Raw genomic sequence first — 23,636 nt, 5'->3', positions numbered from 1 at the left:
GCGTGCAGGAAGTCGCGGATTTGGTGGGTGAAGGTGTGTTCCCAGCCGATCACATGGCCTTGGGGCCACCAGGCGTCCATGTAGGGGTGGTCGGGTTCGTTGACGAGGATGCGGCGGAAGCCCTGTTCGCGGACCGGAACGGTGGCGTCCAGGAAGCCGAGCTCGTTCAGGGCCTCGAGGTCGAACAGGATGGTGCCTTTGTCGCCGTAGATTTCGAGTGTGAGGCTGTTCTTCTGGCCGGTGGCGACGCGGGAGGCTTCCACGGAGGCGATGGCTCCGGAGGCCAGGGTCAGGGTGGCCCAGGCGGCGTCGTCGACCGTGACCTCTTCCGGACCATCGGGGCCGGGGCGGGTGGTGACGAAGGTGTGGAGGCGGCCGGACACCTCGGTGACGGTGTCGCCGAGGAGGTAGAGGACCTGGTCGATGGCGTGGGAGGCGATGTCGCCCAGGGCCCCGGACCCGGCGGTGTCCTTGCGCAGGCGCCAGGTCATCGGGGATTGGGCGTCGGAGAGCCAGTCCTGCAGGTAGGCGGCGCGGATGTGCCGGACGGTGCCGAGCCGGCCCTCGTCGATGAGTTCGCGGGCGAGGGCCAGGGCCGGGACCCGGCGGTAGTTGAAGCCGATCATGGACTGCACGCCGCGGGCCCGGGCAGCAACAGCGGCGGCAACCATCGCTTCGGCTTCGGCCAGGGTGTTGGCGAGGGGTTTTTCCACGAGCACGTGCTTGCCCGCGGCGAGGGCGGCGACCGCGATCTCGGCGTGCATCCACCCCGGGGCGCAGATATCGATGATGTCGATGTCCTCCCGGCCGATCACCGAACGCCAGTCCGTGGCGGATTCGGCCCACCCGTACTTCGCTGCGGCCTCTGCCACCAGTTCCGCGTCCCGGCCCACGAGCACCTTCCGCTCAAAGGCCGGGACCCCGAAGAAAGCGCCCACGTTCCGCCACGCATTCGAATGCGCCTTCCCCATGAAGGCATAACCAATCACAGCCACCCCCAACGGGCGCTGCCGGGCGGACGGGTCCAGAGTAGTCATGCGGGAATCCCCTCGATGGATGGCGTTTCACTCGAAACTACGGTCACTTTTGCCCCGAGTCAATCAAAAGTTCAGCTTTCGAGCGCCTGAAGCGGCCCGTTACCCCGCCCGTTGTGCTATTCCTTAACCATGGTGACCAGTACCCAGCGCCCGGAGAGGCCTGCGGCCGAGGCCGGTGTGCTCGCCCGTGCGGGCGATCTATTTCAGCTGCTCCGGGACGGCAAAGCCCGGACCCGCGCCGAACTTGCCGAACAGACAGGCCTGGCGCGCACTACCGTCGCCGCACGGATCGACGCCCTGACGGGTCTCGGGCTGGTGGGTCCGGCCGGCGAGGCGGCCTCGTCAGGCGGCAGGCCGCCGTCGAAATTTGCCTTCAATGCCGGCGTGCGGCTGGTACTTGCCGCCGACGTCGGAGCGAGCCATGCCGCGGTGGCCGTCACCGACCTGAACGGCGACGTTCTTGCCCGGCATTCCGAAGCGCTCGACGTCGCCGAAGGACCGGAAAAGGTCCTTGGCTGGATCCTCGAGAACGGCCGCAAGCTGCTTGAGGGCATCGGCCGCAAGGCGGAGGACATCGCAGGCGTGGGCATCGGCGTTCCAGGCCCGGTGGAGCACGGCAGCGGCATGCCGGTGAAGCCGCCCATCATGCCCGGCTGGGACGGCTTCGACGTGGTGGGCTACATCCGTCAAGGAATCGACGCCGAAGTGCTGGTGGACAACGACGTCAACATCATGGCGCTGGGCGAGCGGTACGCGCACTGGAGCGCCTATGACGACCTGCTTTTCATCAAGCTGGCCACCGGCGTCGGGGCCGGCATCATCAGCAGCGGCCAGCTCCAGCGCGGCGCCGACGGCACCTCGGGCGACCTTGGCCACGTGCGTGTCCCCGGCGGCGAAGGGGTCCTGTGCCGCTGCGGCAACACGGGCTGCCTTGAAGCCCTCGCGGCGGGGCCAGCGCTGGTGGCAAAGCTGGCTGCGCAGGGCGTGCAGGCCTCCTCCGGCTCGGACATTGTAGACCTGGCCGCGCAAGGAAACGTGCAGGCCATCCATGCTTTGCGGCAGGCCGGGCGCGAGGTGGGGGAGGTCCTGGCAATCTGCGTCAACATGCTCAACCCTTCGGTGATTGTGGTGGGCGGCAGCCTCTCGCGCGCCGGAGATCAGCTCCTGGCCGGGATCCGCGAGACGGTCTACGGCCGCTCCCTGCCCCTGGCGACGTCCCACTTGCGGATCGAACAGTCGAAGGCTGGCACTGAGGCGGCCATTCTCGGCGCGAGCCGGATGGTCATCGACCACGTGCTGTCCCCTGCGGTGGTGGAGTCTGCGGTGGCGGCGGCCCAGCGCAACTGACCTCTTCCTCTTTTTCCGGGATCTGCAGAATGACGCCCGCGGCACCGGCCGCGGGCGTCATTTGTTTCTGCGGGCAAGTTTTGCGGATCAAAGCGCTTAGCTGATTGACACCCCTTTGCGGTCCGTGAAAACTTACTTATATCGATCTGACTGCAGACTTTTGCATGATGAAAATCAGAAGTAGCCGGCGGCGCTGGACAAGCTCCTACGCCCACTCGCGCTCTGAAGCACCGAACACCTCCACGACGAACCCAGGAAAGAACAGGAAACCGTGAGCATTGAGCACGCTACGTCCACGACCCTCAAGGTAGGCGTCGTCGGCATCGGTTGGGCCGGCCAGCAGCACCTCGAGGCCTACAGCAAGATCGACGGCGTCGAGATCGTGGCCGCCGCGGGCATGGAGGAAGAGCTCCTGGCCGCAATGAAGGAGCAGTACTCCATCCCGCACGCGTTCGCCCGCTGGGAAGACATGATCGAGCTGGCCGGACTGGACGCCATCAGCGTCGCGGTCCCCACCTTCCTGCACGCCCCGATCGCCATCGCCGCCCTGGAGAAGGGTATCCACGTCCTGAGCGAGAAGCCGATCGCACGCAACGGGGTCGAAGGCCAGGCCATGGTGGACGCGGCCCGCAAATCCGGCCGCGTGCTGGACGTGGCCTTCAACCACCGCCGCCGTGGCGACATCCAGGCACTCAAGTCCGTCATCGACCAGGGCGAACTCGGCCGTCCGTACTACGCCAAAGCCGCGTGGCTGCGCCGCCAGGGCATCCCTACGCTCGGCAGCTGGTTCACCAACCCGGAACTTGCCGGCGGCGGGCCGCTGGCCGACATCGGTGTCCACGTCCTCGACTACGCCCTGCACCTGCTGGGCGAGCCGAAGGTGCTTGCGGTCTCCGCCAGCACCCACGCAGAGCTTGGCCCGCGCGGCCTGGGCGGCAACGCCAACTACAAGGCCACCGCCAATTCCAACAAGTTCGAGGTGGAGGACTTCTCCTCCGCGTTCCTGCGGCTCGAAGGCGGCGCCACCCTGGTCATCGAAGCGGGCTGGGCCAGCTACCGGCACCCGGACGACGAGATCAACTTCCTCGTCTACGGCACCGACGGCGGCGCCGAACTCAAGGTGGCCGGCTACGCAGAACCGGAGAAGAACCAGCTCCACGTCTTCAAGGACAACGGCGTGGAGAACGCCGACTACGTGCCGAAAGTCGGCCGCGACGGCATGCATCAGCAGGTGGTGGAGGACTTCGTGGCCGCGGTCCGCGGCGGGGAAGCGGAGTGGGGCCGGCACGACGGCTCGCTGGCCCTGAACCGTGCGCTGATCATCGACGCCTGCTACCAGTCCGCGCTCGAAGGCCGGGAGGTCCGTCTCTGATGGCCGACCGCAAACTGAACATCGTCGTCTGGAACGAGGGCGTCCACGAGGCCAACAACCACCCGGCCACCATGGCCGAAATGTACCCGGAGGGCATGCACGGGGCCATCGCGGGCGGCCTGCGGACCTTCTACCCGGACGCGGACATCACGACGGCGACCCTCGCCGACCCGGAGCACGGACTGTCCGAGGAGGTGCTCGCCCGCACCGACGTGCTCCTGTGGTGGGGCCACATCGCCCACGGCGACGTCAGCGACGAGGTGGTGGAGCGGGTGCAGCGCCACGTGCTTGGCGGCATGGGCCTGGTGGTGCTGCACTCCGGGCACTTCGCGAAGATCTTCACCAGGCTGCTTGGCACCACCTGCTCCCTGAAATGGCGCAACGACGGCGAGCGCGAACTCGTGTGGACAGTCAAGCCATCCCACCCGATCGCGGCAGGCATCGAAAGCCCCATCGTCATCCCCAAGCAGGAGATGTACGGCGAACTCTTCGACATCCCGGAGCCCGATGACCTGATCTTCATCAGCTCCTTTGAAGGCGGCGAGGTGTTCCGCTCCGGCGTGACCTTCTCCCGCGGCAAGGGCCGGATCTTCTACTTCAGCCCGGGCGACCAGGACTACCCGGTCTACCACCAGCCGCAGATCCAGAGGGTGATCGCCAACGGCGTGGGCTGGGTGGCGCAGCCAGAACATTTCCGGGAGGCTCCGGAGGTGTCCAACCCGCAGCGCGGCTGGTACCTCGGCCCGGACAACTAAGTCATCCGCGTCGTCTTGGACAGCGTGATTTTCGACAACGGCGCCCCGGTTTTCGCAACCGGGGCGCCGTTGCCGTGATAGCAAGAAGAGTGATCGAAAAATGACCGGCTTGTTCTCACGCGTCCCGCGCAGCTGGGTGGTCCTGGCCTGCATCGCCCTGATTTCGCTGTGCATGCGCGGCCCGATCGTCTCCGTGGCGCCGGTGCTGGACACCATGCAGGCCGAACTCGGCTTCCCGCCTGTGGTCCTGGGCCTGCTGACCAGCATCCCCGTCCTTTGCTTCTCCCTCGCTTCGCCGGCCGCCGCCGTGGCCGGGCGGAAGTTCGGTGCAGAGTTCGCCGTCACCCTCACCCTGCTGGGCGTCCTGGCAGGCGTGGTGCTGCGCTCGGCCGGGGCACCCGCCGTCGTACTCCTGGGAACCGTGCTGATCGGCCTGGCGATCACCGTGGGGAACATCTGCATTCCGCTGATCATCCGGCGCGACGTCTCGCCGAAGCGGCAAGGCACCGCGATGGGTCTGTACTCGGCGTTCCTGAACGTCGGCGCCTTCCTGACCTCGGTGGTCACAGCACCCATCGCGGAAGTGGTGGGCTGGCGGCCGGCGCTGGCCGCCGTCGGGATTTTCGCGTTGGTGGCGACGGCGGCGTGGGCCATGGCGTTCGGGCCGCGGCGCGCGTTCGTTCCCGTTCCGCTGCCGCCGATGCGGGCGGCCGGCGCCGTGCCGGTGATCGGCGTCTTCTGGATCACCGCCGGGCTGACCGTCGGCTTCGCCGGCCAGGCCTTCTCCTATTACGGCGTCACCACCTGGCTGCCGAGCTTCCTGGGCGACACCCTCGGGATGACGGCCACCCAGGCCGGCGCCGGCGCCTCGATCTTCCAGGTCCTGGCGATCGTGGGATCGCTCGGGGTTCCGCTGCTGGCCAAGTATTGGAGCCCGACGGCGGTGGCCCTCACCGTGAGTGCGCTGTGGGCGACCATTCCCGTGGGCCTGCTGCTGGCGCCGTCGTGGTGGTGGCTGTGGTGCATCGGCGCCGGGATCGCGCAGGGCGGCGGCTTCACCATCATCTTTTCTGCCCTGATCAAAGTGGCTCCCGACATGGCAACGGCCGGCCGGATGTCGGCCCTGGTGCAGGGCGTGGGCTACTTTTTCGCGGCCATCGCCCCGAGCGCCGTGGGCTTCGTACACGAGCAGGCCGGCAACTGGACGCCGCCGCTGCTGGTGATCCTGGGCTCCGTGCTGGCCTTCGCCATCTGCACCACCCTCTCGGTGCGGAGCGCAGGCAAGCGCCGCCCCTCTTAAACCCAAGCGCGAACTGGCAGCAGATGCCCTCTGAATTGGGTCTTAGGGGCATCTGCTGCCAGTTCGCGCTGTATGAAAAGGGTGGTTCCGCCGCCGGGCTGCCTCCCCGGCCTTCGGGGTCACTTGTTGCGAAGAGTGCAGGCAGCCCGGCTGACGGAAATTTCTAGGCGGCGATCAGTTCTTCCTCGCTGGCTTTTTCCTTGGCTTCGGTGAGGAAGCGGGCGTAGGCCGGGATGGTCAGGAAGGTGGGGAAGTCCTCGGCGAGGGTGACTTCTTCGAAGATGCTGCGGGCATCGGTGAAGCGGTCGTCGTCGAAGCGTTCCAGCCGGGCGAACTCCTCATCCAGCAGTTCCTCCACCCATTCGCGGGTGATGATGTCGCCGTGTTCGGTGATCGCGTGGGAGTGGATCCACTGCCACAGCTGGGAGCGGGAGATCTCCGCGGTGGCGGCGTCCTCCATCAGGTTGTGGATGGCCACGGCGCCGTTGCCGCGCAGCCACGATTCGATGTAGCGGATCCCGACCTCGATGTTGATGCGGATTCCCTGCTCGGTGATGTTTCCCTCGGTGGTGGAAATGTCGATCAGCGCGCGGTCGTCGGGTGTGACGTCCTCCCGCGAGCGGTCCAGCTGGTTCTGTTGGTCGCCGAGGACGCCGTCGAACACTTCACGGCACACCGGCACCAGGTCCGGGTGGGCAACCCAGGAGCCGTCGAAACCGTCGGTGGCCTCGCGGGTCTTGTCCGAGCGGACCTTCTCGAAGGACGCCGTGTTGGCGGCCTCGTCCTTGCGGTTGGGGACAGCGGCAGCCATGCCGCCGATCGCCATGGCGCCGCGGCGGTGGCAGGCGCGCACCAGCTGCTCGGTGTAGGAGCGCATGAACGGCTGGGTCATGCTGACCTGTCCGCGGTCCGGCAGGACGAAGCGCGGCCCGCGGGTCCGGAAGTTCTTGATCAGGGAGAAGATGTAGTCCCAGCGGCCGGCGTTCAGGCCTGCGGCGTGGTCGCGCAGTTCGTACAGGATTTCCTCCATCTCGAACGCGGCCGTGATGGTCTCGATCAGCACGGTGGCGCGGATGGTGCCCTGCGGGATGCCGAGCAGGTCCTGGGCCAGCACGAAGATGTCGTTCCACAGCCGGGCCTCGAGGTGGTTCTCGATCTTCGGCAAGTAGAAGTACGGTCCGCGGCCCTGGGCCAGCAGGCGCCGGGCGTTGTGGAAGAAGAACAGGCCGAAGTCCACGATGCCGCCGGCGATCGGCTTGCCGTCGATCAGCATGTGCTTCTCCGGCAGGTGCCAGCCCCGCGGCCGGACCACGATGGTGGGCAGCTCCTGGTCATCGCGCAGCCGGTACTCCTTGCCCTCCGGGGAAGTGAAGTCGATGCGGCGTTCCAGCGCGTCGGTCAGGTTGAGCTGGCCCTGGATCACGTTGCGCCACGTGGGGGTGGAGGAGTCCTCCATGTCCGCCAGCCACACCTTGGCGCCCGAGTTCAGCGCGTTGATGGTCATCTTGCGGTCCACGGGGCCGGTGATTTCCACCCGGCGGTCCTCCAGGCCCGGCGCCGGGGGAGCGACGCGCCAGTTCGGGTCGTTGCGGATGCCCTCGGTCTCGGGCAGGAACCGCGGATCCTGGCCCGAAGCAATCTGTGCCCGGCGCGCGTGCCGGGCCTGCATCAGCTCCTGGCGCCGCTCCGCCGTCGCCCGGTGCAGCTTCGCGACGAAATCCAGGGCGTCCGGAGTAAGCACCTCGCCCTGCCGGCAGATCGGCTGCGCGGTCAGGGTGATGCCATTGATGGTGAAGCTGTCGGTGAAGCTGTTCATGTCGATCTCTCCTCTGAGAAGCAAATGTTCGACGGCGGCTCGGTTGGCTTGGGTGCCGGGCAAGAGCGATCCTCCGCGTGCTATTCCCCATCCCCGTCCTGGGGCCTCGCAAGGCTCGGCCGAGGACGGGGACAGGGCCCCTTTTACGCACGCTTCCGGATCACTTTTGCCCGGCCGCCGGAAAGGCGCCTTACGCACGAGGCCGGAGAGGCCGGTATTGCGGCAGCCTGCGTAAAAGGGGCCCTGCGTCCCGGTCCGTCCTCGCTCAGCGAGGTCGAAAACCGGGACGTGGGGAATAGCAGGCAGAGCAGTGCCGGTCCGCAGGCCGGACGCGAGGCGCAGAACGCAACCAGCCGTCGTCGGAAGTTGGTTAGTGGAACTGGCCTTCTTCGGTGGATCCCACCAGGGCCAGGGTGCTTGCGTTCGGGTTGAGCGCAGTGGCGATGTCGTCGAAGTAGCCGGTGCCGACTTCGCGCTGGTGCTTGGTTGCGGTGTAGCCGCGGGATTCGGAGGCGAATTCCTTTTCCTGGAGTTCGACGTAGGCGCTCATGCCTTCGCGGGCGTAGCCGTGGGCGAGGTCGAACATGGAATAGTTCAGGGCGTGGAATCCGGCCAGGGTGATGAACTGGAAGGTGAAGCCCATGGCGCCGAGCTCGCGCTGGAACTTGGCGATGGTGGCGTCGTCCAGGTGCTTGCGCCAGTTGAACGACGGCGAGCAGTTGTAGGAGAGCATCTGGTCGGGGAACTCTGCCTTGACGGCCTCGGCGAACTTCTTGGCCAGCTCGAGGTCGGGGGTGCCGGTCTCCATCCAGATGAGGTCGGAGTACGGGGCGTAGGCCTTGGCGCGGGCGATGCAGGGTTCGATGCCGTTGCGGACCTTGTAGAAGCCTTCGGCCGTGCGCTCGCCGGTGATGAACTCGCGGTCGCGTTCGTCGACGTCGGAGGTGATCAGGGTTGCGGCCTCGGCGTCGGTGCGGGCGATGACGACGGTGGGGGTGCCGGCGACGTCGGCAGCCAGGCGGGCCGCGTTCAGCGTCCGGATGTGCTGCTGGGTGGGGATGAGGACCTTGCCGCCCAGGTGGCCGCACTTCTTCTCGGAGGCCAGCTGGTCCTCCCAGTGAACGCCCGAGGCGCCGGCGGCGATCATGGACTTCATGAGTTCGTAGGCGTTCAGCGGGCCGCCGAAGCCGGCCTCGGCGTCGGCGACGATCGGAACCAGCCAGTCCTCCACGGTCTGGATGCCTTCGGCGAATTCGATCTGGTCGGCGCGCAGCAGGGCGTTGTTGATGCGCCGGACAACCTGGGGGACCGAGTTCGCCGGGTACAGGGACTGGTCCGGGTAGGTGTGGCCGGAGAGGTTCGCGTCCGCGGCGACCTGCCAGCCGGACAGGTAGATGGCGCGCAGGCCGGCCTTGACCTGCTGCACGGCCTGGTTGCCGGTGAGGGCGCCGAGGGCGTTGGTGTAACCGCCCGTTGGAGCCTCTTCAGTGAGCTGCTTCCACAGCTTTTCGGAGCCGCGACGGGCCAAGGTGTGCTCTTCGGAGACGCGGCCGCGGAGGCGGACGACGTCGGAGGCCGAGTAATCACGGGTGACGCCTTCCCACCGCGGGTTGGCAGCCCATTCGAGTTCCAGCGCTGCGGCCTGCTGCTCAATGTCTTCCTTGGAGGAGGTGGGCGGGGTGGTCTGCTCTGGTTCAAATGCTGCGGTCATGGTCTGTCTCCTTTGACGCTGACTGGGTTTCTTGCCGTGGAACTTTTCCGTGACAACTACTTTTCTGGACTTTCCAAGGGGTTTCCAGAGGAAAATGATGGAAAGAAACGCAGTTCTTCGCGTATCCTCAAAAAATGTCGCCTGCGAGCTGGAACCGCGAAGTTGCCGTCCCGCCGTCGTCCGCTGCCACTACGGAAGTGGACGTCATCAGCCTGGGCCGCCGCGTGCGGCATCTGCGCAAACAGGCCGGGCTCACGCTGGACGAACTGGGCGCCGCCGTCGGGACCGCCGCCAGCCAGTTGAGCCTCATTGAGAACGGCAAGCGGGAACCCAAACTCGGCCTGCTGCAGGGCCTGGCCGGAGCGCTCAACGTGAGCATCGAACAGCTGCTCGGGGCCGAGCCGCCCAGCCGCCGCGCGGCCCTGGAAATCGAGTTGGAACGCTACCAGCGCGGGCCGCTGTACGAGTCCCTCAACCTGCCGAAAATCCGCGTCAGCTCGCGGCTTCCCCTCGATGTGCTGGAGGCGCAGGTGGGGCTGCTGCATGAGCTCGAACGGAAGATGAACGAGCAGGTGGCGACGCCGGAAGAAGCCCGCCGCGCGAACGGCGAGCTGCGTGCCATGATGCGTGAGCGCGGGAACTACTTCCCCGAGTACGAGGCCGAGGCGCAGAAGGTCCTCACGCAGGTGGGGTACAGCGGCGGGCCGCTGAGCCAGCACGTCATCGCGGACATCGCCGAGAAGCTTGGATTCACCCTGCACCATGTGGGTGACCTGCCGCATTCCACCCGCTCCGTGACGGACTTGAAGAACCGCAGAATTTACCTCACGCAGAACCAGCGCCAGGACCACGATCCGCGCTCGGTGTTGCTGCAGGCCCTCGGACACTACGTCCTGGGGCACGAGACGCCCCGCAACTACGGAGATTTCCTGGCCCAGCGGGTGGCCACCAACTACTTTGCCGCCGCCCTGCTCCTGCCCGAACAAACCACGGTGGAATTCCTGCAGCGCGCGAAAGCTGCGAAGGAGATCGCCGTCGAGGACATCCGGGACGCCTTCGCGGTGTCCTATGAGACGGCCGCGCACCGCTTCACCAACCTGGCCACGAAGCACCTGGGCATCACCACGCATTTCCAGAAGACGCACCAGAGCGGCATCATCTACAAGGCCTACGAGAACGACGGCGTGAACTTCCCGCAGGACCACACCGGGGCGATCGAGGGCCAGCCGTCGTGCAAGGCCTGGACCTCGCGAGCGGTGTTCGACGTGCCGGACAAGTTCAGCGCCTACTCCCAGTACACGGACACGCCCTCCGGCACGTACTGGTGCACCGCACGGACCGAGCGCTCGGCGTCGGGCCAGTTCTCGCTGTCCATCGGCGTGCCGTACCAGCACGTCAAGTGGTTCCGGGGGAGGGAGACGACGGCGCGCGCCACCTCGACCTGCCCGGACCCGGTCTGCTGCAAGCGGCCGCCGGCGGCGCTCGCGTCCGAGTGGGCCGGAAACGCCTGGCCCTCGGCCCGCGCGCACTCGCACTTGCTCGCCGCGATGCCGCCTGGCGCCTTCCCCGGTGTGGACGAGACCGAGGTGTACGCCTTCCTGCAGGCCCACTCGGGGTAGCTCGTCTTCGGACGGCGATTCGCGCGAACTGGCAGTTGTTGCCCTTAAATCCGCGAAAACAGGGCATTATCTGCCAGTTCGCGCGGGGGATGCAAAGGGAAGCTCCCGTTTGTACGGCGGGTGCTTCTTTCACATAGGATGCCGTGTGCCCTCCGGGCGCTGCACTCCCCAAAGAAAGAAGTACCCATGTCAGCCGACACCTCCGGCGCAAAAAGCCACGGACCCAAGAAGCTCCGTTCCAGACACGTCACCATGATCACCCTCGGTGGCATCATCGGTTCCAGCCTCTTCGTCGGCTCCGCCAACGTGATTCACGCGGTGGGTCCCGCCGCCGTGATCTCGTACCTGATCGGCGGCCTGCTGGTCTTCCTTGCCATGCGCATGCTGGGCGAAATGGCGGCGGCCCGTCCCGCCGTCGGCTCCTTCATGGAGTACGCCCGCGTCGGCCTCGGCGACTGGGCCGGCTACTTCGTGGGCTGGCTGTACTGGTATTTCTGGGTGGGCGTGATCGCCTACGAGGCCGTGGTGGGCGGCTCCATCCTGCACGGCTGGGTCCCCTCGATTCCGCAGTGGATCTTCTCGGTCCTCCTGCTCCTGGTCTTCACCGGCGCCAACCTGGTGTCCCTGCGCTCCTTCGGCGAAACCGAATTCTGGCTGGCCAGCATCAAGGTGGCAGCGATCGTGGTCTTCCTGGTGGTGGGCACGCTCTTCGCCCTCGGCCTATGGCCCAATGCCCAGTTCGCCGTCCCTAACCTCTGGGAGCACGGCGGCTTCATGCCCGAAGGCTTCGGCGCCGTGATCGGCGGCGTGGCGATCGTGATCTTCTCCTACTTCGGCACGGAAATCGCAGTCATGGCCGCCTCCGAATCCGAGGACCCGGCTAAGGGCGTCCGGCAGGCCACCAGCACGGTGATCTGGCGGATCCTGATCTTCTTCGTCGGCGCTGTGCTCCTGATCGTCACCATCGTGCCGTGGAACCAGCTGCCCGACCCCAAGGAAAAGGCACCGTTCGCCCACCTCTTCAGCCTCTACGGCTTGCCCGGTGCCGACGTCGTGATGAGCGCCGTCATCCTCACCGCCGTGTGTTCCGTGCTGAACTCCGGCCTGTACTCGGCGGCCCGCATGTTCTCCTCCATCGCCCAGCAGGGCTACGCTCCGAAGATCATCGCCCGCAAGTCCGCCGGCGGCATCCCGGTGGCCGCCGTGATCGCCTCCACGCTGGGCGGATACGCCGCCGTGATCATCAACTTCGCGGCACCGGATTCGGGAATCTTCGACTTCATCATGAACTCGGCCGGCCTGGTGGCACTGTTCGTTTACGCCTTCATTGCCCTGACCCAGCTCCGCACCCGGGCCCGGATGACCCCTGAGGAAACCGCGGCCCTGAAGCTGCGCATGTGGCTGCACCCCTGGCTGGGCATCCTGGTGATCGCCGCCGTCGTCGGCATTGTGGTGGTCATGCTCTTCTCCGGCGATTCCGGACGCACGCAGGTGTGGACCTCCCTGGTGTCCGTGGCCGTGCTGGCCATCTTCTGGCCGCTGGTGAACAAGAAGCTCAAGGCCCGCCGCGCCGCGGCTGAAAAGGACGAGGCGGCCGAAAAGGACGAGGACCCGGTGGGCGCCTCGAAGTAACGATGGCGGGCCGGGGTATGCGGAATTGCAAGCGAAGCGAGCCGCAAACGTGACCGGCTTTCCATGGCCTCGCCGGGTGGTGGCTGCTTGACTGAAAGCAGCCACCATCGCGGGAGGTCCACCATGAAAACCAAGCCCTTTGCCAGGCTGCTCGCCTTGGGAACCGCAGGGTTGCTTACCGCAGCGTTGCTGACCTCCTGCGCTCCGCCGTCGGCCCCGGCGCTGCAGAAGGCCGACGTCGGGAGGGCCGCCGTCAGCAGTTCCGCGTACCCCGGGGAACTGGCCGCCCACCGCGCTTCCTCGCTGAAACTCGGCACCACGCTGATCGCCGACGGCGGCGAGGAACGCAACGGCAACGTCGTCTCCTCGCCCGGCAGCCTGCTGATCGCCCTGTCCATGCTCCGCGCCGGAGCGTCAGGGGCCACCGCCGCGGAGATGGACACGGTGCTCGGGCTGCCCGCCGCCGCCCGCGACGAGTCGATGAATGCGCTGCTCGCCTCCCTGGAAAAGTACGACGGCGATCCCGGCTCGGTGGACGAGGACAACCCGCCGCGCAAACCGGTCATGCATGTGGCCAACGGACTGTTCATCCACAAGGACACCCCGACGGGCCAGGCCTACCTGGACACCTTGGCCCGGCACTACGGCACCGGGGTCTACCCTGTGGACTTCCGCAACGCCGCGGTGACCGAGTCGGCGATCGATGCCTGGGTGGACAAGAACACCGGCGGACGCATCAAGAAGGCCCCGGTGAAGTTCGACCCGGAGGACACCTTCAGCCTCCTGAATGCCGCCTATTTCGCCGCGGCCTGGAACATGCCGTTCGACCCCGAGAACACCCGTGACCGCCCCTTCACCAAGGCCGGCGGCGAAATGATCAACGTGCCCACCATGGAAGGAACCGTGAACGTGGCGTACGCGAAGGACACGGGCTGGCAGGCCGTCGACCTGCCCTACGCCGAGGGCTTCGCGATGCGGCTCGTGCTGCCGGATGCCGGCACGCCCGGGCGAACAGCGCTCCCTTCAGCCACCCTCGACGCCGGGACGCTCGCCGAGGTAGCGGCGGCACTGGAGCACGCATCGCCGTCGCCGGTTGAGGTCAAGCTGCCCAAATGGGACCACAAGAGCAAGTTCGACCTGAAGAAGATGCTCATCCGGATGGGGCTGAAGGAAACCTTCAGCACCGACACCGGCTTCAACGCGATCCAGGCGGGAATGTTCCTCACGGCGGCGGCGCAGGCGGCCAACATCACGGTGGCCGAGAAGGGCACGGTTGCCGCGGCCGTCACGCAGATCAACGCCCGGGACTCCGCCGCCGTGATGCCGCCGCGCAGCATCAGCTTCGACCGGCCGTTCCACTACCAGATCGTGCACCTCGAAACGGGCCTGCCCCTGTTCATGGGTCAGGTGGCGGACCCGCGGTAGCCCGCGTGCCGCTAGCGCGCGCCGCCCGGTTTCAGCCGTGCAGCCTACGGTACGCGCGCTCCGCCGCCGGGTGCAGGGGGATGCCCGCCGTGTTGATCAGGGTGTCCGGGCTAAGGAACTGCACTCCGGCGCTGGTCTGCGGGACAAGGCCGGCAGCGTGGTTCACGAGCAGCTCCACGGTCCGCTCCACGGTGCGGCTGTCCAGGTCCTGCCGGCAGAGCAGGAGGTTGGCAACGCCCACGGTCCACACCCCGGGGGCACCGGCGTAGCTGTTTTGCGGGATGAGCACGCGGTCGTAGAAGGGTCCATAGCGGGAGCGCATCGGACGGATGAGCGCCGAGAGGTCCAGGAAGGACAGGCCGAGGTCTTCGTTCAGTGCCGATATCGCCGCAGTGGGTACGCCCCCGGACCAGAACAGAGCGTCCACCGTTCCCGCCCGCAGCGCCGCCAGACCCGTGTTCAGCCCCAGGCTCCGTTCCGCGGGCGGGTGCTTCGAAAACGCCTCCCGCCCGGCGCCTGCCCCGAAGGTTTCCAGGATCCTGCGCGCCGTCAACGACGTCCCCGAACGGGTCTCGCCCGTGCCTACCGTCCTGCCGGCGAGCTCGCCAAGGCTCCGGATCCCGCTGTCCTGGCGCACGATGCAGTGCACGTAGTTCTCGTAGACCTTCCCGACGGCGGCCATCGCCTCCGAGGTGTCCGTTGCGGGGGCGGTTTGGGCGGCGGCGTCGGCCAGGGCGACCGCGAACGTCGCCTTCCCTGCGCGGAGCAGTTCCAGGTTTTCCAGGCTTCCTCCGGTGACGAGCGGTTCCGCCTCTCCGGCCACGCCTTCCCGCCGCAGGGCAGCGGCCAGCAAGGTGGCGAACTCAAGGTAGAAGCCGCCGCTTTCGCCGCCGGCCACCGTGATGTTTTGCAGTCCGCCGCCCGGGGTGCAGGCCGCGAGCGCGGGTAAGGCCAGCCCGGCCAGCCATGCGGAGAGGCCGGCCCTGAGCGCAGTTCGCAGCGCGGCCCGGCGGGACATGTCCGCTCGTGGTTCAGGCGTTGTTGGCTCAGCCATCGCCGGCCCCTGAATGTGATGCCGCCCCCGGGAACTCAAGCCGCGCACGGAGCCCGCCGCCGGGGTTCTCCTCCAGCACCAGCCGGCCGCCGTTGGCCTTCGCCAGCCGGTCCACGATCGTCATGCCCAGCCCGGTGCCGCGGACGCCCAGGTGCTCCGGCGACCGCCAGAAACGCGAGGTGGCAGCAGCCCGGTCTTCGGCACTCAGGCCGGGGCCGCCGTCGGACACCTCGATCGAGACCGCACCGTCCCGCCTGTTCAAGGCCACCGTGACCGTTGACCCGGGGGCGTATTTGATGGCGTTGGCGAGGAGTTCGTCCACCATGTGCGCCAGTTCGGCGGGCTTGCAATGCAGCCTCAGCGCTGGGCGGTCCAGTCCGGGGCCGGGGTGCAGGCGCAGGACGACGCCGGCCGCTTCCGCGGCGGGCCGCGCCCGGTCCGTCTCTTCCTGGAGCACCGCGAAGGGATCGATGTCGGGGACCTCCGCGTCCGGCCCGGCGGAAGCGGCGCCTTCCGAGGCCCGGTGTTCGGCGGACGCGAGCCGCAGCACGCCGTCGAGGATTTCCTCCACCCGTTCCAGTTCGGCGGTGACGTCCGCCGCGGCGGCCTGCTCCTCGGCTGAGCGGAGCTTGAGCTGCAGGAGGTCCAGGCGCAGCCGCAGGGCGCCCACGGGATTGCGTAACTGGTGCGAGGTGTCGGCGATCAGCAGCCGCTGCGACTCCATGCTCTCGCTGACGGTCTGCGCCATCCGGCTGAAGCTGCGGCTCAGCTCCCGCAGTTCCGGCGGTCCCGCCTCGGGCAGCCGCTCGGTCTTCCCGCGGGCGGCGAGTTCCTGCGCGGCGGAGTTCAGGCGATGCACCGGACGCAGCACCCAGGCTGTCACCCGGGCGGCGCCGAGCAGGAGCAGCAACCAAAGCACCACCGCGCCCAGGCCCACCAGGAGGTACCGTTCGCGCAGCTGCTGCCGGGCGGCGTCGAGCTTCACCTCCAGCACGGCCTCGCCGAGCACCTGGCTCGCCGGCCCGAAGGAGCGGGAAATGTACGCCGGGCCCGAGCCGAAGGCTTGCACCGGCGGCAGGGTGGTGTGGCTGAGGTTCAGGCTGGCCTGCCCGACGGCGTTGCGCACCTCCGCCCGGTCCTCGCCGAGGCCGCCGGACTGCAGCGTTCCGGACGGCAGGCGGATGAGGACACCCTCGCCGTACAGGGCCGAGTAGCGGTCCATGTCGCCCTCGAGTTGGCTGGAATCGCCGTCGAGGGCGGCGTCGTAGGCGAGCTGGGCGAAGCGGTTGAGCGCCGACACCCGGTTGATCTGCACCTCCTGGGCCAGTTCGCGGCTCGCCGAGCTCAGGATCGCCGCGGCGACCACTACCACCAGGAGCGCGGCCAGCACTCCCAGGGTGCCCAGAACCCGCAGCCTCACGCCGGTTCCGCCTCGATCCGGTAGCCCACGCCGCGGACGTTGATGATGAAGCCCGGCAGCCCCAGTTTGGAGCGCAGCCCGGTCAGGTGCACGTCCAGCGAGCGGGATGAGGCGAGGAAGGCGTCGCCCCAGAGCGCGTCGAGGATCTGTTCCCGGGTTACCACCGAGCCGGCGTTCCGGGCGAGCAGTGCCAGGAGGTCGAACTCCGTGGCGGTCAGCTGTAGTTCGCGGGAGCCGACGACGGCGACGCGGCGGTCGAGGTCGACGTCGAGTTCCCCGATGACCAGGGAATGCGGACGGGTGCCGGCCGCCCGGGCGACCCGCCGGGTGACGGCTTCGATGCGGGCCAGGAGTTCGACGAGCTTCACCGGTTTCACAAGGTAGTCGTCGGCGCCCAGGCGCAGGCCCAGGACCACGCTGCGTTCGTCGTCCCGGGCCGTGAGGATCAGGATGGGGGAGTCGGTCACTTGACGGAGCTTGCGGAGCAGCTCGAGGCCGTCGATGTCCGGCAGGCCCAGGTCCATGAGGATCACTTCGTAGTCCCGGTGGACCAGGAGCGCGTCGGAGCCGCGCGCCACGCGATGCGGCTTGTGCCCGGCGGAAAGGACGGCCGCGACCAGTGCCGATGCCATCGCATCGTCGTCCTCGACGATCAGCACGTGCATTGCCTGGGTCCTCTGTATTCGGGTGGTTTTCCGCGGATTCTTCCGCAGGGCGCTCCGTTTGGACCTTACCCCTTCCGCTGCGTTTTCGCTGCCGGGACGGTGGACGTCCGGGCTGGCGGCGATTCCTAAGGAAGTGTTAGGAAAAGCCCTCCGGCGTTGGATGTGCCCGGAATCACGCACTAGCTTGGCGGATGGACTTAAGCAGCAAACGGTTGCCGATGGCGGCGCCAGGCAAGGAAGGTTCATCGATGAGCACCCAGCACACAGCGCCCTTAGGCGAATCGGCGCAGAACGAGTCGGCCCAGAACGAATCGGCACAAACCCGCCGCGCCGTTGGCAACATCCTCAAAGGCTCCGCGGGCAACCTGGTGGAGTGGTACGACCTGTACGTCTACACGGTCTTCGCCGCCTACTTCCAGGCCCACTTCTTCAACTCCAAGGACGAGCTGCAGGCGGGCCTCGAAGCAATGGCGGTCTTCTCGACGTCGTTCCTGATGCGTCCGATCGGCAGCTGGTTCTTCGGCCGTTACGCCGACCGAAAGGGGCGCAAGGCCGCGCTGACCCTCAGCGTGACCATGATGTCCATCGGTTCCTTCGGCATAGCCATCCTGCCCACCACCCAGGAAATCGGCATCTGGGCCCTGGTCCTGCTGATCTTCATCCGGGTGCTGCAGGGCTTCTCGGTGGGCGGCGAATACGGCACCAGCGCCACCTACATGTCCGAGGCCGCCACCGCCAAGCGCCGTGGCTTCTTCTCCAGCTTCCAGTACGTCACCCTGGTGGGCGGCCAGATGCTCGCCCTGCTGGTGCTGGTGATCCTGCAGAACACCATCGGCAAGGACGCCCTCACCGAATGGGGCTGGCGCGTTCCGTTCGCGATCGGCGGCGTGGCAGCGCTCGTGGTTCTTTGGCTGCGCCGCTCCATGGAGGAGACGGTCTCGGCCGATCAGATCCGTGCCGCGCATGTCCGGGTGGAGGGCGAAGCCCAGCCCGGGACCATGAAGCTGCTGTTCACCAGGCACTGGAAGCCGCTGCTGGTCTGCATTGGCGTCACCATGGGCGGCACCATGGCCTTCTACACCTACACCAACTTCATCCTGAAGTTCATGAACGATACCTCCGGCATCGCCAAGACGGACACCTCGGTCATCAACTTCTGGGCCCTGTTCATCTTCATGCTGCTCCAGCCGGTCTACGGCCTCATCTCGGACAAGATCGGCCGCAAGCCGCTGCTCGTGTGGTTCGGCGTGACCGGCGTGCTCTTCACCTGGCCGCTGCTTTCCACCCTGGCCGGCACCAAGGATCCGTTCACGGCATTCCTGCTGATGATGGGCGGGCTGCTGATTGTCGGCGGCTACACCTCCATCAACGCCCTGGTGAAGGCCGAACTCTTCCCGGCGTCCATCCGCGCCCTCGGCGTCGGCCTGGGCTACGCGATCGCCAACTCGCTCTTCGGCGGCACGGTTCCGCTGATCGGGGCCGCGTTCCAGAAGACCGGCCGCGAGGACCTCTTCTTCACCTACGTGACCGTGGCGATCTTCCTGTCCCTGCTGGTCTACGTCTTCGCCCTGAAGAACAAGAAGTCCACGCACCTGGACGCGGAGCAGGGCGAGGCCTTCGGTGCGCGTTCCGGCCGCAGCGACGGCGTCCGCGACGGCGACGACGACAAGAAGGATCTGGTCAACGCCTGAGTGGGGTCCGAGCGCTACTCTACGGTGCCGTTGTCCGGGCTCCCTTGCCCCAGGTCGTCCGCCACCTGGTGAAGGTCCCGAACCCAGCCAGGAGAGCGACTCGGCACCCCCAGTCCGGCTTCAAAGTTCGAAAGGGCTTCCGCGATCCTCTCCAATGCCTCTGAGAGATTGGCCTTGACCGCGGCATAGCCTTCATCCGAACGCGGATCAGACGACGCAAGGCGCAGCTGTTCCGCACCGGACTTGATGATGAGTGAAGCTTCGTACTCATTCACGCTCTTATCCCCCGTGTTTTCGATGGTGGCCGCAGCGCGGACTACCGGCCGATAGTCAGTCGAAGTGGATTTCCGCGGCAGATGAGCGCAGCGCTTCGAGGCGGTGTTCCTCGATAAGGCTCAAGGCATCCAGTTCCTCTGCCCGGCTGATCCGTTCAAGCAAAGCCTGTTCGGAAATTTCGCGGAGAATGGTGCCCACAAGGCGTGCCAAGCCGGCCTTGAGCTCCTCCAGGTTGGTGTTGGTTATAAGGAGCCGCCGGTCCGAGACGAGCAGTTCGACGTCACCGTAACCGGATTCGTCGAGGCGCCGGGACACGTCAATGCCGTGAAGAAGGTCCAATTCCCTGGGCTCCGGCCGACGGGAGAAAACCGCCGGGACGGTGTAGAGGGCGGGGCCCTTCGCGGTGCCGAGGTCATGCGGCAGGGCCGAAGCGAGTACGCCGCTGAGGCTAAGGAGGCTGGCGGATTGAACGGGCTGGGACTGGGTGGTGGTCATGGCTGCGCCAAAGTTTCTCTGGGATGCGCTGTCAGATCCGCGAAAACGTGGGTACGGCGGCGGCTTCAATTAGGGGTCCGAAGCCGGACCACTTAGGGGAGGGCGCCACCCTTAGGTCGTTCAGCGGTTGCTGTACGGTCATGGCCGCCTTCGTTGTCCCAGATTTCCACAGCGTCCTCATTGATGTGACCGGAGGTCTCATCAATGGTCTTCACGGGCGCATTTTTAGGGCCGGGCTCATTGCTCGGGGAACCGGATGTTTCGTCGCGACGTCCCGACATGTACCAAGTCTACTCTTCGAATGCCGCGCGTCCCGCCGTGGAGTTGGTCAGAGATATTTGTGTGTTTTGGACGCCCTTCAGAATAGGCATACGCCGCTCTTCCCCGGCTGGGCGAACAGGGAGACAATGAACTGCGCCGTAACGTTCAAGCGTGCAGCTCAAGCAAATCGCTTGTGGACCATTCCAGCCCGCAGAACGGAGACATGATGCAAGCTGATCAGGAGCACCCGGTGGTCATTTTGGACGCGGCCGAGTCATGGGATCTGCTGGCCGGGTCAGAACTTGGCCGTTTGGCTGTCAGTGTCGGAGACCAGCCGGAAATCTTCCCTATCAACTATCTGGCTCATGACGGAGTGGTTCTCTTCAGAACGGCCCAGGGCAGCAAACTCGTCAGCCTGACAATCAACCGTTATGTGGCGCTTGAGACCGACGGCTACACCGCAGATACGGCTTGGAGCGTCGTCGTCAAGGGAACCGCGCGTGCATTGGACCGGGATATTGACATTGACGTGGCGGCGAAGCTGCCGCTGCATTCCTGGATCCCCACGATCAAGTATGTCTTTGTCGAGATCACGCCGGATCAGATCACCGGCCGCAGGTTTGCCCGTGGGCCGGAACCTTGGCGGTGAAGCACCGTCCGGCACTTCCCGTCCGGTGCGGTTTGACCGGATCGTCGTGATATTCAATCCCGCCAGTGGCCGTGGTTCGGGACATCTGGCCGGAGCGCTGTGCGAGGAGCTGGCTCGCAGGCTGCCCGGGATGCCGCTCAGCCTTGAGGAGACGGCCTTCGCCGGGCATGGGAGGGTGCTGGCACGCGAAACAGCTTCCTCAGGCCGTCCCTTGATCGTCTCAGTCAGTGGCGATGGCGGGTATAACGAGGTAATCAATGGCGTGATGGATGCCGGTGGCAGTGCAGTTTGCGCTGTCATGGCCGGCGGCAATGCCAACGATCACCGCCGTAGTACCCGCCAGATGCCGCTGATCGAGGCAATCGTTGCCGGCGAACTGCGCCGGATCGATCTTCTGCGGTTGTTCGTGGGGGAAGGGCCTGAGGCATGGTCGAGGTATGCCCACTCGTATATCGGATTTGGACTGACGCCGGCGATGGCCATTGGTATGAAGGAAGGGAGCAAGGGAAGCTTCAGGGAGCTGGTCTCGGTGATTCGTTCCTTTTCCGGACTGAGGCCCGTGGAGATCGGCCGCATGGATGGCGCCCGCGCCAGTTTCGATAGCCTGGTTTTGGCCAACATCCCTCACATGGCCAAATACGGCAGGATCAGCCAGACGGCCGAATCCAACGACGGAAGATTCGAGGTCATCATGCTGCCGCATGCCCGCAAGTGGCGGATTGTCCTGATGGCTCTCCGGGCAGTCACGATCGGCCTGGGTGCGCAACAAAGCGTCAGCCGATACGAATTCGTCACTCTTGATCCGATTCCGCTCCAGATCGACGGTGAAATCCTGCAGATCGACGCCAACACATCCGTACTGATCGAGGCCCGGTACCAAGCCTTGCTCACGCTAGGGTAGGCCACCCGCCCCGTCGTCGGCCCAGGGCGCCAGCCCAGCGAACGGACTTAGTCAAAGGAAATCTCGTGCGCCAATGCCTCGATTTCCTTCCGTCTGGCATCGTCAGCCTTGCTCTTCAATAGGGCTGCGTCGTCGCGTTGCTCCTGCTCAAGTCGCATCTGATCACTGATTTCCCGGACAAGGGAGCCAAGCACGGAAGCCAAGCCGGACTTCAGCTCTTCCAGGCTGGTGTTTACGATCTCCAGCCGACGGTCATCGATCACGAGGCTGATGTGACCGTAGCCCAGCTCCGCCAGCCGCTCGTGCGTGGTCGGACCTTGAATCGAGCGGGCCTCAGCCGGATTGACCCGCCGGGAAAAAACCGCCGAAACGGTGTACCTTGGCGGAACCTCATGCCCATACACTTCCCGGGACACGGCCACCACCGATGTGAGCCGCAGTGTTGATCCCGGCGAATCGTCCTTCGTTTGCCCCTGCGTTGAAACGTTAGTGTTCATTGCTCATCTTCTCCTGCCAGTACGTGCAACTTTCGCGGGTTAAGGAACTGCCTCAGCACCGAGGGTGTTTCCAAGGCTGGCTCCATGAACAGGGCTTAGCCCCGTTTGTGGAGCATCCGCACTTTGCGGGCGTTGGAGCGGAGCTGGATGATCCGTGCTGCGCCGGCGATGGCTACGAGTATCCCTCCGGTGACGCTTGCGATGAACAAGGCCATTCCCACGGAGAGGCTGCCCTCGAGGCCGAGGAACATTATCCTGGCGGGCTCCTGGTTCTGCAGGATAAAGATGATCAGCAACACCAGCAGGATCAGCGCGGTGACGACGGCCACCCAGACCACTCCGAATCGGGTTGGTTTGGGCCTTGCCTCGGAAGAACCAGGAATGGCAGTCTCTGGCGGCGATCCCTTTGGAGGTGTCCGCTTCGGTGGCCTCCGTCCAGGCGTGACCGGTTCCGATGCCATGATTGATCACTTTCCTCTCAGTGCAGTCGGTCCTTTGCTGCAACGTGGCGGATACTGTCTTGCCGGGCTTAGCGTGGTCTGGAGCTGCCGGCCGCGGGACATTCGAAGGGACCGCCGGCGAAGAGGCCGACGGAGTTCAGGTAGCGAACCACGATCACGTAGGAGCCGATGAGGCTTGTTTCGGTGTAGGGGATTCCGAGCTGCCTGCAGGTGGAACGCACGAGCGCCGAGGCGCGGCGGAGGTACGGGCGCGGCATATCCGGGAACAGGTGGTGCTCTATCTGACGGTTCAGCCCCCCCATGAGGGCGTCCATGAACCAGCCGCCGGAGATGTTGCGTCCGGTGAGTACCTGCCGCTGGAGGAAGTCTGCCCTGCTGGATGCCGCCAGGATGGGCATGCCCTTGTGGTTCGGAGCGAACGAAGCGCCCATATAGAACCCGAAGACACCCACTTGGACGCCCAGGAACGCGAACGCCATGCCCAGGGGCAGCATCAAGAAGACCAACACGGGAACCACCAGCAGCCGCATCACGATGAGCGGGATCTCGACCCAGCGGTGATCCACGCTCCCGCGGCGGAAAAGGTACTTGAGCGAGTCGACGTGAAGACTCAAACCAAGGAAAAGCAGCAACGGGAAAAGCAGCCACCCTTGCCTGCGCGTCACCCGAACCATGAAACCGTACCGGGTAGCCGCGGTCTGCGGATGGAAAGCGATCGCTCCGGTGCGGATATCCGGATCCTTGTCGATCATGTTGGGGTGGTTGTGGTGGCGGGTGTGTTTCTGCGTCCATATGGCGTAGCTGATTCCCACCAGCCCGGTGCCGATCAGTCGCGCAGACCATTCATTCATGATCTTTGATGCGAAGATCTGACGGTGCGCGGCCTCATGCGCCAGGAATCCAAATTGGGTCAGCACCACTCCCATACCAGCTGCAGTCAGCAGTTGGAACCACGTGTCCTCCAGGAGAATCAACCCGACCCAGGTGCCGGACCACGCGGCCAGCAAGGTGATGAACAGGGCGATGTAGAAGCCCCGCCGGCGCCGTAGAAAGCCGTCGTGCCGAACCTGTTTCAGGAGCGTGACGTAACTGTTGACCATGTGGTTCGGGGACTGGCGCCAAGGATCATCGGCCCGGGAAGGTGTCTTTTCCATCATGTTCACCCGATCGCGGGGCAGTGCGACACTCTGCAACTTGCACTTCTTACCCCTTCCCCAAAGGATACGCCCGCGAGGATTCGGGAGGAACGGTC

At 66.0% G+C, this 23,636-nt stretch carries 22 protein-coding genes; 10 read left to right on the top strand and 12 right to left on the bottom strand.

All coding sequences use genetic code 11. From position 1 onward, the window contains the following. A partial coding sequence (locus BLP88_RS14805; RefSeq protein ID WP_074590423.1) for a Gfo/Idh/MocA family protein occupies positions 1-1,037 on the bottom strand: 1,037 nt, incomplete at its 3' end. A gap of 129 nt (positions 1,038-1,166) precedes the next feature. Here BLP88_RS14805 and BLP88_RS14800 point away from each other — a divergent pair. The 4 genes from BLP88_RS14800 to BLP88_RS14785 all read left to right on the top strand — a co-directional run bounded on the left by BLP88_RS14800 (position 1,167) and on the right by BLP88_RS14785 (position 5,811). Next, the gene (locus BLP88_RS14800; RefSeq protein WP_074590391.1) at positions 1,167-2,384 is read left to right on the top strand and encodes an ROK family transcriptional regulator; all 1,218 of its coding nucleotides are present in this window, start codon (positions 1,167-1,169) and stop codon (positions 2,382-2,384) included. A 271-nt stretch (positions 2,385-2,655) separates the two neighbouring features. After that, positions 2,656-3,756 carry a Gfo/Idh/MocA family protein gene (locus tag BLP88_RS14795; RefSeq protein WP_074590390.1) on the top strand — a complete coding sequence of 367 codons (1,101 nt, stop codon included), beginning with the start codon at positions 2,656-2,658 and terminating at the stop codon, positions 3,754-3,756. Next, on the top strand, positions 3,756-4,511 hold the full coding sequence (locus tag BLP88_RS14790) for a ThuA domain-containing protein (protein ID WP_074590388.1): 756 nt from the start codon (positions 3,756-3,758) through the stop codon (positions 4,509-4,511). The genes BLP88_RS14795 and BLP88_RS14790 overlap by 1 nt, the downstream gene beginning before the upstream one ends. A gap of 100 nt (positions 4,512-4,611) precedes the next feature. After that, entirely contained in the window at positions 4,612-5,811 is a 1,200-nt protein-coding gene (locus BLP88_RS14785) for an MFS transporter (protein ID WP_074590386.1), read from the top strand. Positions 5,812-5,974: 163 nt separating this feature from the next. Here BLP88_RS14785 and aceB read toward each other — a convergent pair whose 3' ends face one another. Both aceB and aceA read right to left on the bottom strand, forming a co-directional pair. Next, a complete protein-coding gene (aceB, locus tag BLP88_RS14780; protein ID WP_074590384.1) occupies positions 5,975-7,627 on the bottom strand; it encodes a malate synthase A in 1,653 nt (550 codons plus the stop codon). Between the two features lie 370 nt (positions 7,628-7,997). Then, entirely contained in the window at positions 7,998-9,338 is a 1,341-nt protein-coding gene (aceA, locus tag BLP88_RS14775) for an isocitrate lyase (RefSeq protein WP_074590383.1), read from the bottom strand. Between the two features lie 134 nt (positions 9,339-9,472). On the opposite strand from aceA, the gene BLP88_RS14770 reads away from it, so the two are divergent. From BLP88_RS14770 to BLP88_RS14760, 3 genes are all read left to right on the top strand, one after another. Continuing rightward, a complete protein-coding gene (locus BLP88_RS14770; protein WP_074590381.1) occupies positions 9,473-10,957 on the top strand; it encodes an XRE family transcriptional regulator in 1,485 nt (494 codons plus the stop codon). 186 nt (positions 10,958-11,143) lie between these two features. Then, on the top strand, positions 11,144-12,589 hold the full coding sequence (locus tag BLP88_RS14765; RefSeq protein WP_074590379.1) for an amino acid permease: 1,446 nt from the start codon (positions 11,144-11,146) through the stop codon (positions 12,587-12,589). A gap of 123 nt (positions 12,590-12,712) precedes the next feature. Beyond that, positions 12,713-14,014, top strand: coding sequence for a serpin family protein (locus BLP88_RS14760; RefSeq protein WP_074590378.1), 1,302 nt, complete (start codon positions 12,713-12,715; stop codon positions 14,012-14,014). A gap of 31 nt (positions 14,015-14,045) precedes the next feature. Here BLP88_RS14760 and BLP88_RS14755 read toward each other — a convergent pair whose 3' ends face one another. Genes BLP88_RS14755 through BLP88_RS14745 form a run of 3 tightly spaced genes read right to left on the bottom strand, consistent with a single transcriptional unit; the run spans position 14,046 to position 17,153 of the window. After that, a complete protein-coding gene (locus BLP88_RS14755) occupies positions 14,046-15,068 on the bottom strand; it encodes a TAXI family TRAP transporter solute-binding subunit (RefSeq protein ID WP_245679884.1) in 1,023 nt (340 codons plus the stop codon). Then, positions 15,061-16,488 (bottom strand): sensor histidine kinase, encoded by a 1,428-nt coding sequence (locus BLP88_RS14750; protein ID WP_074590376.1) that lies wholly within the window; start codon positions 16,486-16,488, stop codon positions 15,061-15,063. The genes BLP88_RS14755 and BLP88_RS14750 overlap by 8 nt, the downstream gene beginning before the upstream one ends. Beyond that, on the bottom strand, positions 16,485-17,153 hold the full coding sequence (locus BLP88_RS14745; protein WP_074590375.1) for a response regulator transcription factor: 669 nt from the start codon (positions 17,151-17,153) through the stop codon (positions 16,485-16,487). Before BLP88_RS14745 ends, BLP88_RS14750 begins: the two co-directional genes overlap by 4 nt. A gap of 248 nt (positions 17,154-17,401) precedes the next feature. On the opposite strand from BLP88_RS14745, the gene BLP88_RS14740 reads away from it, so the two are divergent. Next, on the top strand, positions 17,402-18,844 hold the full coding sequence (locus BLP88_RS14740; RefSeq protein WP_074590374.1) for an MFS transporter: 1,443 nt from the start codon (positions 17,402-17,404) through the stop codon (positions 18,842-18,844). A 14-nt stretch (positions 18,845-18,858) separates the two neighbouring features. Here the strand turns inward: BLP88_RS14740 and BLP88_RS14735 are convergent, their stop codons facing one another. The 3 genes from BLP88_RS14735 to BLP88_RS19240 all read right to left on the bottom strand — a co-directional run bounded on the left by BLP88_RS14735 (position 18,859) and on the right by BLP88_RS19240 (position 19,830). Next, positions 18,859-19,119 (bottom strand): hypothetical protein, encoded by a 261-nt coding sequence (locus BLP88_RS14735; RefSeq protein ID WP_074590373.1) that lies wholly within the window; start codon positions 19,117-19,119, stop codon positions 18,859-18,861. Between the two features lie 55 nt (positions 19,120-19,174). Next, the gene (locus BLP88_RS14730; RefSeq protein ID WP_074590371.1) at positions 19,175-19,615 is read right to left on the bottom strand and encodes a hypothetical protein; all 441 of its coding nucleotides are present in this window, start codon (positions 19,613-19,615) and stop codon (positions 19,175-19,177) included. Positions 19,616-19,707: 92 nt separating this feature from the next. After that, positions 19,708-19,830: a hypothetical protein gene (locus BLP88_RS19240; RefSeq protein WP_257028205.1), complete on the bottom strand. Its 123-nt coding sequence runs from the start codon at positions 19,828-19,830 to the stop codon at positions 19,708-19,710. A 239-nt stretch (positions 19,831-20,069) separates the two neighbouring features. On the opposite strand from BLP88_RS19240, the gene BLP88_RS14725 reads away from it, so the two are divergent. After that, the gene (locus BLP88_RS14725) at positions 20,070-20,525 is read left to right on the top strand and encodes a pyridoxamine 5'-phosphate oxidase family protein (RefSeq protein ID WP_245679883.1); all 456 of its coding nucleotides are present in this window, start codon (positions 20,070-20,072) and stop codon (positions 20,523-20,525) included. Next, positions 20,503-21,426: a diacylglycerol/lipid kinase family protein gene (locus tag BLP88_RS14720; RefSeq protein WP_245413264.1), complete on the top strand. Its 924-nt coding sequence runs from the start codon at positions 20,503-20,505 to the stop codon at positions 21,424-21,426. The genes BLP88_RS14725 and BLP88_RS14720 overlap by 23 nt, the downstream gene beginning before the upstream one ends. Before the next feature lie 47 nt (positions 21,427-21,473). Here BLP88_RS14720 and BLP88_RS14715 read toward each other — a convergent pair whose 3' ends face one another. The 3 genes from BLP88_RS14715 to BLP88_RS14705 form a co-directional block, all read right to left on the bottom strand. Then, on the bottom strand, positions 21,474-21,923 hold the full coding sequence (locus BLP88_RS14715; protein WP_074590368.1) for a hypothetical protein: 450 nt from the start codon (positions 21,921-21,923) through the stop codon (positions 21,474-21,476). Positions 21,924-22,018: 95 nt separating this feature from the next. Then, entirely contained in the window at positions 22,019-22,252 is a 234-nt protein-coding gene (locus BLP88_RS14710; protein ID WP_245413265.1) for a LapA family protein, read from the bottom strand. Positions 22,253-22,452: 200 nt separating this feature from the next. Continuing rightward, the gene (locus tag BLP88_RS14705) at positions 22,453-23,541 is read right to left on the bottom strand and encodes a fatty acid desaturase family protein (RefSeq protein ID WP_373366909.1); all 1,089 of its coding nucleotides are present in this window, start codon (positions 23,539-23,541) and stop codon (positions 22,453-22,455) included. Positions 23,542-23,636 lie beyond the last annotated feature (95 nt).

The sequence above is a fragment of the Arthrobacter cupressi genome, assembly GCF_900099975.1.
Classification (GTDB): Bacteria; Actinomycetota; Actinomycetes; order Actinomycetales; family Micrococcaceae; genus Arthrobacter; species Arthrobacter cupressi.
This window is presented reverse-complemented; position numbering and strand designations above follow the sequence as displayed.

Excerpts from the sequence above, each read along its gene's own strand:
- aceB (WP_074590384.1), bottom strand. The coding sequence starts at position 7,627 with ATGAACAGCTTCACCGACAGCTTCACCATCAATGGCATCACCCTGACC.
- BLP88_RS14740 (WP_074590374.1), top strand. The coding sequence starts at position 17,402 with ATGAGCACCCAGCACACAGCGCCCTTAGGCGAATCGGCGCAGAACGAG.
- BLP88_RS14745 (WP_074590375.1), bottom strand. The coding sequence starts at position 17,153 with ATGCACGTGCTGATCGTCGAGGACGACGATGCGATGGCATCGGCACTG.
- BLP88_RS14760 (WP_074590378.1), top strand. The coding sequence starts at position 12,713 with ATGAAAACCAAGCCCTTTGCCAGGCTGCTCGCCTTGGGAACCGCAGGG.
- BLP88_RS14790 (WP_074590388.1), top strand. The coding sequence starts at position 3,756 with ATGGCCGACCGCAAACTGAACATCGTCGTCTGGAACGAGGGCGTCCAC.
- BLP88_RS14730 (WP_074590371.1), bottom strand. The coding sequence starts at position 19,615 with ATGACCACCACCCAGTCCCAGCCCGTTCAATCCGCCAGCCTCCTTAGC.
- BLP88_RS14715 (WP_074590368.1), bottom strand. The coding sequence starts at position 21,923 with ATGAACACTAACGTTTCAACGCAGGGGCAAACGAAGGACGATTCGCCG.
- BLP88_RS14705 (WP_373366909.1), bottom strand. The coding sequence starts at position 23,541 with ATGATGGAAAAGACACCTTCCCGGGCCGATGATCCTTGGCGCCAGTCC.
- BLP88_RS14770 (WP_074590381.1), top strand. The coding sequence starts at position 9,473 with ATGTCGCCTGCGAGCTGGAACCGCGAAGTTGCCGTCCCGCCGTCGTCC.
- BLP88_RS14785 (WP_074590386.1), top strand. The coding sequence starts at position 4,612 with ATGACCGGCTTGTTCTCACGCGTCCCGCGCAGCTGGGTGGTCCTGGCC.
- BLP88_RS14765 (WP_074590379.1), top strand. The coding sequence starts at position 11,144 with ATGTCAGCCGACACCTCCGGCGCAAAAAGCCACGGACCCAAGAAGCTC.
- aceA (WP_074590383.1), bottom strand. The coding sequence starts at position 9,338 with ATGACCGCAGCATTTGAACCAGAGCAGACCACCCCGCCCACCTCCTCC.
- BLP88_RS14800 (WP_074590391.1), top strand. The coding sequence starts at position 1,167 with ATGGTGACCAGTACCCAGCGCCCGGAGAGGCCTGCGGCCGAGGCCGGT.
- BLP88_RS14755 (WP_245679884.1), bottom strand. The coding sequence starts at position 15,068 with ATGGCTGAGCCAACAACGCCTGAACCACGAGCGGACATGTCCCGCCGG.